Here is a 12,044-nt window from a genome sequence, read left to right as displayed (position 1 = left end):
TCCAGCAGAGCGCGGCAGTGCCCGGGCATTGCCGCTTGTTTTCATTTATCTGAGGGAAAAACGCATGTCAGACGCACCTCTTTTTCTATTATAGTATGAATCTGTTTCCGGACTGATATGATCCGGAGTCTTACTCAGGTTTCTCGAGAATCACAAAGGATACAAGGGTTTCCTTGTGAAGGTAATTTTCCAGTTTGGGGTCTACATCCACAGTCTGTGTATTCATCTGGGAAACGACCCAACCCTCCTCCAGGAGCTTGTTGATTCGCTTGAGATATATGTTCTCATTGATGTCATTCTGCTCTGTAAGGTCACGGCTGTTGCTGATATAAACGACCTTCTGCATCGAGCGTCACCCTTTCGGTTCAGATTTACATTCATTGTATCACAGTACCCGGGCAATGGCAATCTTTACTTCTTCACAGCTCACTTCAGATCGGCTGGGACGCGGGCGCAAAAAAGATCTGGAGTGCAAGTTGGAGTTTGGCAATGAAATCAGACCGGCTATGGTCATCGCTCCCGATATAAAATCCGTGCTCCGCAGGGGCACACCTTACTTCTTCACGATTCACTATTACCTATTCACTTCCCAAAATCCCGGGCAGGCAGTACAAGTTAGTGAAAAGTGAAGAGTGAACAGTGAATAAGTAAAAATCCCGAACGCTGCTGCATTCGGGATTTTTGGGAGGGGTGGTCAGTTTAGATTGGAAAGGGCGTGCCTAACAACCCGCAAAAGGTTGGTAGCGCCGCGGAGGCGTCGCGAGGGCGCTTGCAACCGAGCAGCCGAAGCAAGCGTGACCTTTTGCGGAAGAGGAGGAATGACGAAGCGGTATGAGAAAAGCCCGGTCTTTGGCCGGGCTTTTTGAATGGAGCGCAGTCCATTCCGACGTGGTGCCGGTAGTGGGGGTCGAACCCACACGGTATTGCTACCACCGGATTTTGAGTCCGGCGCGTCTGCCAATTCCACCATACCGGCGCATAATGCTGTACTATATTATACAATAGCCATTGTCCCATTTCAAGTGAAATTTTCTCCCGCCCGCTGTCCGCCGCAGCCCCAAAGCAGCGTGAATCAGGGCGGTTTGGATGGAATAGACGAAAAAGCCGGATTCCCTGTAATCAAGATTTTGCAATTTTAGTCTTGCAAAAATTCAAAACTGCGTGTATAATAGGAAAAAATCACCGAAAGGCGGCGGAATAAATGAAAGAATACCGCGAAATGACTTCACAGGAGCTGACAGCCCTGCGGGAAGAACTGCGGCAGGAGTACAGTGAGATCCAGGCCCGGGGGCTCAGCCTCAATATGGCACGGGGCAAGCCGGACGCAGAACAGCTGGCGCTCTCCGATGCCATGTGGACCATTGCGGATGCCTCCACTCCCATGGTGGGAGAGGACGGCATGGATTACCGCAACTATGGCCTGCTGTTCGGCACCCGGGAAGCCCGCCGCCTGATGGGAGAGATCATGGGAGTGAGCAGGGAGAATGTCATTGTCGGCGGCAGTTCCAGCCTCACCATGATGTATGATACCCTGATGCGGGGAATGGTGTTCGGCATGCTGCACTCTCCCAAGCCCTGGTATGAGTGCCCCGACCGAAAGTTCCTCTGCCTGGTGCCGGGATATGACCGTCACTTTGCCATCACACAGGATCTGGGCTTTGAGCTGGTGACTGTCCCGCTGACCGAATCCGGCCCGGATATGGATCTGGTGGAAGAGCTGGTAAAGGACCCGTCGGTGAAGGGCATCTGGTGCGTGCCCAAGTATTCCAATCCCTCGGGCATCACATACAGCGATGAAACTGTGCGCCGTCTGGCTGCCATGGAAACTGCCGCCCCGGATTTCACCATCATGTGGGACAATGCCTATGGCATCCATCATCTCTATCCCGATGCCCCGGATGAGCTGGCAGACATCTTTGCCCTGGCTCAGGAGTATGGACATGAGGACCGGGTCATCGCCTTTGCCTCCACTTCCAAGGTCACCTATCCCGGAGCAGGCATTGCGGCTCTGGCAGCGTCCAAGGCCAATCTGGACCACATCGCTGCCCACATGACCCACCAGACCATTGGTGCGGACAAGATCAACATGCTGCGCCATGTCCTGTTCCTCCAGGATCTGCCCCATGTAAAGGAGCACATGGCAAAGCATGCGGCACTGCTCCGTCCCAAGTTTGAGCTGGTGCTCCGGATGTTTGAGGAACAGCTCAGGGAGCCGGGTGTGGCCCGGTGGACCAATCCCCGGGGCGGCTACTTCATCACCTGTCAGGTGCCGGAGGGCTGTGCTAAGAAGGTTGTTCAGCTCTGTGCCGAAGCGGGCGTGATCCTTACCGATGCGGGCGCCACCCATCCTTATAAGAAGGACCCGCAGGACAGTGCGATCCGCATTGCGCCCAGCTACCCGCCCATCGGGGAGCTGGAAGAGGCCATGAAGGTATTCTGTCTTTGTGTGCGGCTGGCAGCGGTGGAGAAGCTGCTGGGCTGCTGATCCCGGTCAGAGAAACAGCAAGATAAAATCCCTCGGGGGCAATGCGATCCCCGGGGGATTTTTTACAGGGATGACGCATGGAATTTTCCCGGATTTCACAGTATTTCGCCAAATTTGCCGAAGAACAGGCATCCGAAAAACACAGAGCTGAAAAATCGCTGAAAATCACCGGAAAATATTCACAGTCGGTTGAAATTTCTATTCTGTGTGATAGAATGGTAGGGATAGGAAAACACAGGCCGGAAAACGGCACAGGAGGTGGATCACAGATGGGTGCAGACCCTGGAAGTTGCAGGATACAGATGCAGAATACAGCCAGGGAAGCCCGGAGGTTTCTCTGGTATTGAGGAGGAATCGCAGTGATCAAATTCTATAAAACACTGGAAAACCGCATGACCGAACTGCCGGAATACAGCGAAGGCTGCTGGGTATCGGCAGTATGTCCCACACCGGATGAGATCCGCTATCTGATTGAACAGCTGGGTGTGGATGCCCAGTATATCAGCGCGGCGCTGGATGAAGAGGAGAGCTCCCGTATCGAAAGCGAAGACGGTCAGACCATGGTGATCATCGATGTGCCCTATATGGAAGAGGAGCAGGAGGAAAAGACCGTTGTCTATACCACCACTTCCATCGGCATTATCCTGACACCGGCGAACTTCATCACCGTATCGGCCCGGGAAACCCTGGTGATCGATGAATTTGCCGAGGGACGGGTCAAGGGAGTACAGACCCATCTCAAGACACGCTTCCTGCTGGCGATCCTGCTGCGGGTAGCGGCACGGTTCCAGCTCTATCTGAAGCAGATCGACCGGCTGTCGCTGGCGACCGAGACCCAGCTGCACCGTTCGATGCAGAACAAGGAGCTGTTCCAGCTGCTGGGCCTGGAAAAGAGCCTTGTATACTTCTCCACCTCGCTCAAATCCAATGAGCTGACCCTGGAAAAGATCCTCCGGGGCCGGATCATCAAGCTCTATGAGGACGACCAGGATCTGCTGGAAGATGTGCTCATCGAGATCAAGCAGGCCATTGAGATGTGCAATATCTACTCGGGCATTCTGTCCGGTACCATGGATGCCTTTGCCTCCATCATCTCCAATAACCTCAATATCGTTATGAAGATCCTGGCTGCTGTCACCATCGTCATGGCGATCCCCAATATTGTCTTTGGCTTCTATGGCATGAATGTTGTGGGATTCGGCGGCGTGACCATGTTTGTGCCCATTGCGGTCACCCTGATCCTCATGGCACTCAGCGCTGTGATCCTGGCAAAGCTGGGCATGTTCAAATAATCTGATTTTGTATGGAATTTCGGCGGACGCCGGACATCTTCTGGGGAGGTGTCCGGTTTCTGTTTTATTCACTTTGAAAAAGGAGAGTTTGCCAATGAAGTATGTGGACTGTTCTGCTCCGGTGCGGGAGTATCTCTGTCAGGCGGACCCGGTGCTGGGCGCTCATATCCAGCGGATCGGAGAGCTGTACCGTCCCATGAAGGACGACCTGTTCACAGCCCTGTGCAGCAGTATTATCTCCCAGCTCATCTCCAAAAAGTCAGCGGCGACGGTTTATAACCGTCTCGCCGAAAAATGCGGCGGGGCGATCACACCGCAGGCGCTGGCTGAGCTGACCCCCGAGGAGATTCAGAAATGCGGCATGTCCATGCGCAAGGCGGACAACCTCAGCCGGATCGCCCATTCGGTTCTTGGCGGGGAAACAGACCTGGAACACCTGCATACCTTGTCCGATCCGGAGATTGTGCGGGTGCTGTCCGCCCTGCCCGGCGTCGGGGAGTGGACGGCCCAGATGCTGATGATCTTTGCCATGGGGCGTCCGGATGTCATCAGCTATAAGGATCTGGGCATCCGCCGGGGCATGATGGCAGCCTATGGCCTGGAAAGCCTCAGCAAAAAGCAGTTCGATGCCATTGTGAAGGCCTACCACCCCTACTCGTCCGCTGCTTCCATCTATCTGTGGCACCTGTCCGATGAAGTGACCGGCAATGTGGGTCTGGCACAGATCAACTGAGAAAAGAGGGGATACAGCAATGGAAGAATCACGATCCGGCTCGCTGCGGCAGGCAGCTGCGGCGGCCTTTCCGCTGACCATCCCGGTATTCACCGGCTTCCTGGTGCTGGGTATGGCGTACGGTGTGCTGATGCAGACCAATGGATATGGTGCATTCTGGTCCACCCTGATGAGCGCTGTTGCCTTCTGCGGCAGTATGCAGTTTGCGGCGATCACCCTGCTCACCAGCGCTTTTGACCCAGTCGCGGCCCTGCTGCTGAGCATCATGGTCAATGCCCGGCATCTGTTCTATGGCATCTCCATGCTGGGCAAGTACAAGGGCCTGGGCAGAAAGCGCTTTTTCCTGATCTTCGGCCTCTGCGATGAGACCTTCTCCATCGCCTCCACAGCCCAGCCGCCGGAGGGAGTGGACCGGGGCAGTTTCTATTTCTTTGTGACCCTGTTCGACTACCTCTATTGGGTGGGCGGCACCCTGCTCGGCGGTCTGCTGGGCAGTGTGATCCCCTTCAGCACTGAAGGACTGGACTTTGCGCTCACAGCGCTGTTTGTAGTGCTGTTCCTGGGCCAGCTGGAGAACGCCGGCAGCCGGATCTACGGCCTGATCGGCACGGTCTGCTCGCTGGCGGTGCTGCTCCTGGTGGGGGCGGATAATATGGTGATCCCTTCGATGATTGTAATTCTCATCGTACTGCTGATCGGGAGGAAACGGATATGACACTGACTGCTTCACAGACATTGATTACCGTACTGGCAGTGGCACTGGGCTGTATGATCACCCGGTTTGCCCCCTTTGTGATCTTCCCGGACAGCAAGGAGCCGCCCGAGGTGGTCACCTGGCTGGGAAAGGTGCTGCCTGCCGCCATGATGGGACTGCTGGTAGTCTACTCCCTCAAGGGGGTTTCTCTGGTCAGCCCGCCCCATGGCATCCCGGAATTCCTGGCGATCCTGGTGATCGTCCTGCTCCACCGGTGGAAGCACAACACCCTGCTGAGCATTGCCGCCGGCACAGCGGTCTATATGCTGCTGGTACAGACTGTATTCTAAAGAAAAAATCCCTCCGGCCCACTGCGAGCCGGAGGGATTTTCTGTTTGCCGGGGAATGTTTCCCGGTTCGGGGATTCAGCGCACGGGAAGGCTCCGGCGGATCTGCAGGAGCAGCAGTACCAGGCTGATGCCCAGCAGGATATGTCCGATGCCTGCCATGCCCGAGATGGCAGCGTCCATGCCGGAGGTGAGGGGAGAGCCCAGCACCTGGGTGACGCCCCGCACCACAAACATCAGAGCGGTGAGATTGAGGCCGGTGTGGTACACTGCCAGTACCTTTCCGGTGCCGGAGCCGGTGAAGGAGAAGTTCTTCTCCAGCAGGAGCAGCAGCAGAAAGACCACCATACCCAGCAGAAAATAGTGGGTATGTACCACCGAAAGGGTGGTTTTGCCGGTGAAGGCGTTCAGCTTGGTGAACTCCCGGTAGAATACCCCGCCCGCCATGGCGAGAACCGAATAGAGCAGGGCACAGTTCATATAGCGTTTCATTGATTGGGACCTCCTTTACCGGCACTCTTTCTTCATGGCACGATAGCCGATGGATACAGTCCATACATAGGCACAGGTCTTGGGGATCATCAGCATGCCCATCAGGGGAATGGTATCAGCCCACAGCACCACCGGGATATAGAAGCCGAAGCTCAGTGTAATGGTGAGCCACATCCAGCGGAAGGCGGCGTCCTGGTGTTCTCTGGCGCTGCGGTAGAACAGGACGATGATCACCAGTCCCAGCAGGGCAAAGGGGATATTGCGGTAGATGCCCCAGGAGAGGGGAGGATTCGCGCTGAGCCACTGGTTCTGGGGCATCAGGCACAGGATAACGCGCAGAGCCGCAAGCCCATAGACCGAAGCGGTGAGAAGGTTCTTCCCCTGGATATGGTAGCGCTGCCGCCAGACATAGTAGAGCAGCACATAGAAGATGGTCATGGTCACTGAGGTAACCAGCTTGCCGATGCCCAGGGCAGCGGTGTAGTTTTCCAGGCCGGTGGTGCAGAGGGCCACGGCACGGGGAACCAGATGGAACGAGTCGCCGGAACCCAGCACGACTGCCATGATGCCGAACAGCCGGAACTGAGGATTGCCCTTGCATCCACGGATCATGCGGACACCGAGGGTGATGACGGTGGTGAGATAGACAATGTCAAACAGAGTTTCTGCAATAGCCTGCATAATGGATTCTCCTTTTTATTGTAAGATAGGGTTTCAGACAGCCGCTGAAACAGCTCTGCCGTAATTTTGACCGAACCGCAGTCCAGCCAGCAGCAGGGAAGCGCCCAGACCGGTATAGAAAACGGCGATGAATGCTTCCGGCGCCAGACCGCTGGCCCGCAGACCGATTCCGCCGGTCATCATCACAGCCATTATCACGAAGGACTTCCGGTCGAAGAACCGGAGGAAAAAGAGCCGTTCATCGGGATAAGCGCCGATTCTGGCGGTATGTTTTTTCACCAGCTTTCCAAAGACCACCTGTTGGAATACCGCAAACACCAGTACCGAAAGCAGGGTATTCCACAGGGTGAGATAGGCGGGATAGGCCGCCAGACCGATCCGGAGGATATTGGCTCCCGCTATACCCCATACCAGCGCGGCGAGGAGCAGCAGGGTGTTTCGTTTTACTTTCATGCTCTGCCTCCTTATGTGAACATTGTTCATTTTCCCGGATAAAAAATTCCCACACCGGGGTGGGAATGTCAATAGAGGGTTCTGCGGACAATTTCCAGAACAGCGGTGGGATCGTAGTCCTGCCGCAGCAGAGCGGACAGCATCAGGGAAAACAGCACATCCGCAAACTTCTCCGCTGTGAACTGGTCGGTGAAGGCATCGGGCCGGACCCGGGCATCCCGTTTCAGGACCAGACACAGTCCGTCCAGGATATGCTGCCAGGTCTGCTGCATCCGGCGTTTTCCATCGGATTTTTCCTCCCGCATGAATCCCAGGGAATGCAGGGTGAAAAATCCCGGATACTGCCGGCAGCCGTACTCCATGCGCTCATACATCCAGGTGACACAGGCTTCGGTATCCCGGAACACAGCTTCGTTATCAGGGAGATGGAAGATCTCACACCAGACGCTTTCCACTATGGCGCCCACCAGCTCCGCCTTGGAGTCGAAGTAGTTGTAGATGGAGCCCACCGATATACCGCAGGCCGCTGCCACCGAGCGGATGCTCACAGTGGACCAGCCCTGCTGCCGGATCAGTTCCCGGCTGGTCTGGAGGATCTGCTCCTTGGATGTCACGACTGTATTCACGCGGTCCGCTCCTTTCTTCAATCTGAACAATGTTCATTATACGTACAGACCCCTTGTCTGTCAAGGGGAAATTGCAAATCAAGCCCTCTCATTCTGCTGGAAGTTCCTGGGGGAAGTCAGCGGGGACGGTCATTCTTATGGGCGTTCTGGTAGGCTTCCCGGATGCCATCCGGCAGGTTGTCCGGAATCATGGCCTTGATCCGGTTCTCATTGCCGTCCTGGATGGCCTGCTCATAGTACCAGCACTTGAATTTCAGCATGTCCAGCACCTGGTTCATGCGCTCCATTTCCGCCTCCACCTGCCGGCGCTGCCGTTCAAACAGCTCCTTGCGCTGGGGATAGGTGGAAGCTCCTTCCATGCACCAGTCCATGAACTGCTTGATGTCCTTGATCTCCAGCCCGGAGCGTTTGAGGCACTCGATCACACTGAGCGCGTCAATTTCGGTATCATCGAATTTGCGGATGCCGGATACCCGGGTCATCTCCGGGAACAGCCCCTGCTTGTCATAGTAGCGCAGGGTGGAGATGGGCAGGTCGAACATTTCGGATACTTGACCGATTGTATACATAGGCAGCCTCCAAAAAATTTTTCTGAAAAAACTCTTGACCTAAAGTCAGGTTTAGGTATTACCATGATTATAGCAGAAAAGAAACCACCACGCAAGATGCCAGAAGGAGGATTCCCATGAGCAAGAAAATACTGATTCTTTCGTCCAGCTACCGGAAGGGCGGCAATTCCGAACAGCTTGCCGCAGCTTTTGCCAGAGGCGCAGAGGAAGCGGGACATGAGGTGGAGACGATCTATCTCCGGGATAAGGAGATCGGATTCTGCCGCGGCTGTGTGGCCTGCCTGAAACTCGGGCACTGTGTGATCCAGGACGATGCCGTGGAGATCGCTGCCAAGATGCATGACGCGGATGTCCTGGTGTTCGCGACCCCGGTTTACTATTACAGCATCAGCGGACAGCTCAAGACCATGCTGGACCGGGCCAATCCGCTCTATGGCACTGATTATGCGTTTACCAAGGCGTATCTGCTGGCTGCTGCGGCAGAGTCCTCGCCCAGTGCGGTGGAGGGCTCGGTCAAGGCGGTGCAGGGCTGGGTGGACTGCTTCGGACGGTGTGAGCTGGTACAGACCATCTTTGCCGGCGGCGTGAATGCGGTGGGCGAGATCCAGGGCCATCCCGCATTGGAGCAGGCATACCGGGCCGGCAGGGAGGCATGAGCATGAAGATCCTGATCCTCAACGGCAGCCCCCGTCCCAACGGGAATACAGCGGCGATGGTCCGGACGTATGCAGAGGGTGCTTCCGAAGCCGGGCATACGGTTCATATCGTGAATGTGTGCCAGAAGAAGATAGCAGGCTGCCTGGCCTGTGAATACTGCCATACCAAGGGCGGCGGCAAGTGCATCCAGCAGGACGATATGCAGGAGGTATATCCGCTGCTGGAGGAAGCCGAGATGATTGTCCTGGCCTCTCCCATCTATTATCACAGCTTTTCCGGACAGCTGCAGTGTGCCATCAACCGGATCTATGCGCTGGATAAGCCGAAGAAACTGCGCAAGGCAGCACTGATTCTGTCCTCGGGCAGTGACCTGGTGTACAGCGGCGCGATCTTTGAGTACCAGAATTCCTTCCTGCAGTACCTGCATCTGGAGGACTGCGGAATGTTTGCGGCCCATGGTGAGGAGAACCAGTCACCGGAGCTGCTGGAACGGCTGCGCGCTGCCGGAAGAAACCTGAAAGACTGAATGATACAAGGAGAAAATTCAATGGAGCAACTGAATCTGACAACCGATTGGGACAAGGTATTTCCCAGGAGCGACAAAGTGGATCACAGCAAGGTGACCTTCCACAACCGGTATGGCATCACCCTTGCGGCTGATCTGTATATTCCCAAGGGCGCAAGCGGCAGACTGCCTGCCATTGCGGTATGCGGACCGTTCGGCGCGGTCAAGGAGCAGTCGTCGGGTCTGTATGCCCAGACCATGGCGGAGTTTGGCTTCCTGACCCTGGCCTTTGATCCCTCCTTTACCGGAGAGAGCAGCGGACAGCCCCGGTATGTGGCCTCCCCGGACATCAATACGGAGGATTTCTGTGCGGCAGTGGATTTCCTGTCGGTACAGGACAATGTGGACCCCGAGCGGATCGGCATCATCGGCATCTGCGGCTGGGGCGGCATGGCGATCAATGCGGCAGCTATGGATACCCGCATCAAGGCGACTGTGGCGTCCACCATGTATGATATGACCCGGGTGAATGCCAACGGCTATTTTGACAGCGAAAACACCGCAGAGGCCCGCTATGAGAAGAAAAAGGCTATGAATGCCCAGCGCACCGAGGATTATAGGAATGGAAGCTATGCGCTGGCAGGCGGTGTGGTTGACCCGCTGCCGGAGGACGCGCCGCAGTTCGTAAAGGACTACTATGCCTATTACAAGACACCCCGGGGGTATCATCCGCGCTCGCTCAATTCCAATGGCGGCTGGAATATCACCTCTTCGCTGTCCTTTATGAATATGCCCCTGCTGCAGTACAGCCAGGAGATCCGTTCGGCAGTGCTGCTGGTGCATGGGGAGAAGGCTCATTCCTGCTATTTCAGCCGGGATGCCTTCCAGAAGCTCACCGGGGATAACAAGGAGCTGCTGATTATCCCGGGAGCCAGCCATGTGGATCTCTATGATCGCATGGATGTGATCCCCTTTGAAAAGCTGAAGCGCTTCTTTGAGGAATACCTGCGATGAAACGGGCAGCACTGCTTTGTATGACGCTGCTTCTGCTGTTTGGAATGACCGCCTGTGCGTCCGGCCCGGCAGAATCAGGTTCAGCCAGGGGAGAGGAAAGCTCTGCCGCTGAACCGGGACCGGCCCGGGAGGAGACAGCCGAAGAGAGCCTCCGGGAAGCACCGGAGGAGGGCGATTCCCCGGTTCAGTCCGAGCCGGGCGAACCGGCCCCGGATGCAGCGGAGCCGGATTCGGCGAGCCCGTCTGAACAGGAGCTGACCCTGTCTGTGGACGGCACCACACTGGAAGTGAGCTGGGAGGACAATGAAACGGTCCGGGAGCTGATGGCCTGTGCGGCAGAGGAGAGCATCACAGTGAACACCTCCCTCTACGGCGGATTTGAGCAGGTGGGCAGCCTGCCCCGGCAGTTCAGTAGAAACGATGTGCAGATGACCACCGCACCCGGGGACATTGTCCTGTACTCGGGGGATCAGCTGGTGCTGTTCTTCGGCTCCAATTCGTGGAGCTATACCAAGCTCGGGCATATCGACAGCCTGACCACGGAGGAGCTGACCGGACTGCTGGGCGGCAGTTCCGCAGAGGTGGAGATCAGCCTGAACTGAGAGCATCATAGCGCAGGAAAACGGCGGCAGGGTCTTGGCTCCTGACCGCCGTTTTCCGTTATAGCGGGGGAAGGGGCCTGATAACGCCTCAGCCCACGGTTTGAACGCAGAGGGCCCCGGAGCGGAGTTCCCATCAGTTTCAGACACAGCGGGTGGAAGGCAGCGCCTGTCTGTCCTGATATAGTACCCCAAACGCATCAAATCACAGTCAGAAATCACAGTCAGAATATAGAAAATCCCCGGCGTCTGTCCCAATGGACGCCGGGGATTTTTATTTTACAGTCAGTTGGATTCCGGTGTGCCTTCGCCGGTTTCAGCAGAGGGCGCTTCGGTGCCGCCGCTGGACGGGATCTCTTCCGCAGCGGCAGTGCTTTCTCCCGAGGGTTCCTCTTTATTCTCCTTGGGCACAAGGCTGTCCCATTTTTTCGGATGCTCCTTGGCTCTCCGGGCGATCATCGCCAGATTGTAGAGGTCGGGATTATTCTTGAGCAGGTACTGCTGATCCTTCAGGGGAACCTTGTCCCCGGCACGGATGCGCGCAGCGATTTTGGAGCAGCGCAGCTGGACATCCATGCCGCTTGTGAGGGCATCCCCTTCATTGCCGGACTGTTCCGGGTTCAGCAGTTCCTTTGCCAGATTTTCCTCAGTCTGGCGGTACAGATCCTGCACCGACCGGGAGAGTTCCAGGGTATCTCCCACCGGCGAAGGGGCAGAAGCAGCCGGAGCAGGCGAACCCTTTCCCGCAGTGTCCGCTGGACGGGCGGTATAGGCAGACAGCACGGTTTTCTGACCGATCAGACGGATATCCATAGCCATTCCTCCTTCCATGATGCGGCAGAGCCAGGCAAACATTCCGCTCTGCCGCTTATCAGATATATTCGGCATATTTTCCAG

17 protein-coding genes and 1 tRNA gene are annotated in these 12,044 nt (G+C 56.2%); 10 read left to right on the top strand and 8 right to left on the bottom strand.

All coding sequences use genetic code 11. The annotated features are described in order from the left end of the window. Window positions 1-130 precede the first annotated feature (130 nt). Both H9X81_RS00305 and H9X81_RS00300 read right to left on the bottom strand, forming a co-directional pair. Complete coding sequence (locus H9X81_RS00305) at window positions 131-346, bottom strand: hypothetical protein (protein WP_177504326.1); 216 nt, start codon at window positions 344-346, stop codon at window positions 131-133. Between the two features lie 543 nt (window positions 347-889). Further along, window positions 890-976 (bottom strand) — tRNA-Leu (locus tag H9X81_RS00300). A gap of 225 nt (window positions 977-1,201) precedes the next feature. On the opposite strand from H9X81_RS00300, the gene H9X81_RS00295 reads away from it, so the two are divergent. From H9X81_RS00295 to H9X81_RS00270, 6 genes are all read left to right on the top strand, one after another. Beyond that, window positions 1,202-2,485, top strand: a complete 1,284-nt coding sequence (locus tag H9X81_RS00295) for an aminotransferase class I/II-fold pyridoxal phosphate-dependent enzyme (protein WP_204719175.1) — start codon at window positions 1,202-1,204, stop codon at window positions 2,483-2,485. A gap of 77 nt (window positions 2,486-2,562) precedes the next feature. Next, a complete protein-coding gene (locus H9X81_RS00290) occupies window positions 2,563-2,832 on the top strand; it encodes a hypothetical protein (RefSeq protein ID WP_204719174.1) in 270 nt (89 codons plus the stop codon). Window positions 2,833-2,844: 12 nt separating this feature from the next. Then, a complete protein-coding gene (locus tag H9X81_RS00285) occupies window positions 2,845-3,777 on the top strand; it encodes a magnesium transporter CorA family protein (RefSeq protein WP_204719173.1) in 933 nt (310 codons plus the stop codon). A 94-nt stretch (window positions 3,778-3,871) separates the two neighbouring features. Beyond that, window positions 3,872-4,510: a DNA-3-methyladenine glycosylase family protein gene (locus tag H9X81_RS00280; RefSeq protein ID WP_204719172.1), complete on the top strand. Its 639-nt coding sequence runs from the start codon at window positions 3,872-3,874 to the stop codon at window positions 4,508-4,510. A gap of 19 nt (window positions 4,511-4,529) precedes the next feature. Beyond that, window positions 4,530-5,225, top strand: coding sequence for an AzlC family ABC transporter permease (locus tag H9X81_RS00275; protein ID WP_204719171.1), 696 nt, complete (start codon window positions 4,530-4,532; stop codon window positions 5,223-5,225). Beyond that, complete coding sequence (locus H9X81_RS00270; RefSeq protein ID WP_191392851.1) at window positions 5,222-5,554, top strand: branched-chain amino acid transporter permease; 333 nt, start codon at window positions 5,222-5,224, stop codon at window positions 5,552-5,554. The genes H9X81_RS00275 and H9X81_RS00270 overlap by 4 nt, the downstream gene beginning before the upstream one ends. 75 nt (window positions 5,555-5,629) lie before the next feature. On the opposite strand, the gene H9X81_RS00265 is transcribed toward H9X81_RS00270, so the two are convergent. The 5 genes from H9X81_RS00265 to H9X81_RS00245 form a co-directional block, all read right to left on the bottom strand. After that, window positions 5,630-6,043 (bottom strand): DUF2871 domain-containing protein, encoded by a 414-nt coding sequence (locus tag H9X81_RS00265; RefSeq protein WP_204719170.1) that lies wholly within the window; start codon window positions 6,041-6,043, stop codon window positions 5,630-5,632. Between the two features lie 15 nt (window positions 6,044-6,058). After that, entirely contained in the window at window positions 6,059-6,724 is a 666-nt protein-coding gene (locus H9X81_RS00260) for a hypothetical protein (protein WP_204719169.1), read from the bottom strand. A gap of 33 nt (window positions 6,725-6,757) precedes the next feature. Next, on the bottom strand, window positions 6,758-7,177 hold the full coding sequence (locus tag H9X81_RS00255; protein WP_204719168.1) for a hypothetical protein: 420 nt from the start codon (window positions 7,175-7,177) through the stop codon (window positions 6,758-6,760). A gap of 68 nt (window positions 7,178-7,245) precedes the next feature. Then, the gene (locus H9X81_RS00250; RefSeq protein ID WP_204719167.1) at window positions 7,246-7,803 is read right to left on the bottom strand and encodes a TetR family transcriptional regulator; all 558 of its coding nucleotides are present in this window, start codon (window positions 7,801-7,803) and stop codon (window positions 7,246-7,248) included. 116 nt (window positions 7,804-7,919) lie between these two features. Beyond that, window positions 7,920-8,372 (bottom strand): MerR family transcriptional regulator, encoded by a 453-nt coding sequence (locus tag H9X81_RS00245; RefSeq protein WP_204719166.1) that lies wholly within the window; start codon window positions 8,370-8,372, stop codon window positions 7,920-7,922. 116 nt (window positions 8,373-8,488) lie between these two features. On the opposite strand from H9X81_RS00245, the gene H9X81_RS00240 reads away from it, so the two are divergent. From H9X81_RS00240 to H9X81_RS00225, 4 genes are read left to right on the top strand one after another with little or no spacing between them, the layout of a single operon-like run. Further along, window positions 8,489-9,028 (top strand): flavodoxin family protein, encoded by a 540-nt coding sequence (locus H9X81_RS00240; RefSeq protein ID WP_204719165.1) that lies wholly within the window; start codon window positions 8,489-8,491, stop codon window positions 9,026-9,028. A 2-nt stretch (window positions 9,029-9,030) separates the two neighbouring features. Beyond that, window positions 9,031-9,555: a flavodoxin family protein gene (locus tag H9X81_RS00235; RefSeq protein ID WP_204719164.1), complete on the top strand. Its 525-nt coding sequence runs from the start codon at window positions 9,031-9,033 to the stop codon at window positions 9,553-9,555. Window positions 9,556-9,576: 21 nt separating this feature from the next. Further along, complete coding sequence (locus H9X81_RS00230) at window positions 9,577-10,548, top strand: alpha/beta hydrolase (protein WP_204719163.1); 972 nt, start codon at window positions 9,577-9,579, stop codon at window positions 10,546-10,548. Continuing rightward, window positions 10,545-11,150 (top strand): cyclophilin-like fold protein, encoded by a 606-nt coding sequence (locus H9X81_RS00225; protein ID WP_243423868.1) that lies wholly within the window; start codon window positions 10,545-10,547, stop codon window positions 11,148-11,150. Before H9X81_RS00230 ends, H9X81_RS00225 begins: the two co-directional genes overlap by 4 nt. 282 nt (window positions 11,151-11,432) lie before the next feature. Here the strand turns inward: H9X81_RS00225 and H9X81_RS00220 are convergent, their stop codons facing one another. Next, complete coding sequence (locus H9X81_RS00220) at window positions 11,433-11,960, bottom strand: hypothetical protein (protein ID WP_204719162.1); 528 nt, start codon at window positions 11,958-11,960, stop codon at window positions 11,433-11,435. Between the last annotated feature and the right edge of the window lie 84 nt (window positions 11,961-12,044).

Origin of the sequence: Hydrogenoanaerobacterium saccharovorans (assembly GCF_016901815.1) — a bacterium.
Classification (GTDB): domain Bacteria; phylum Bacillota; class Clostridia; order Oscillospirales; family Ruminococcaceae; genus Avimicrobium; species Avimicrobium caecorum.
The sequence above is the reverse complement of the archived record's forward strand: the minus strand, read 5'-3'. Positions and strand labels throughout refer to the sequence as shown.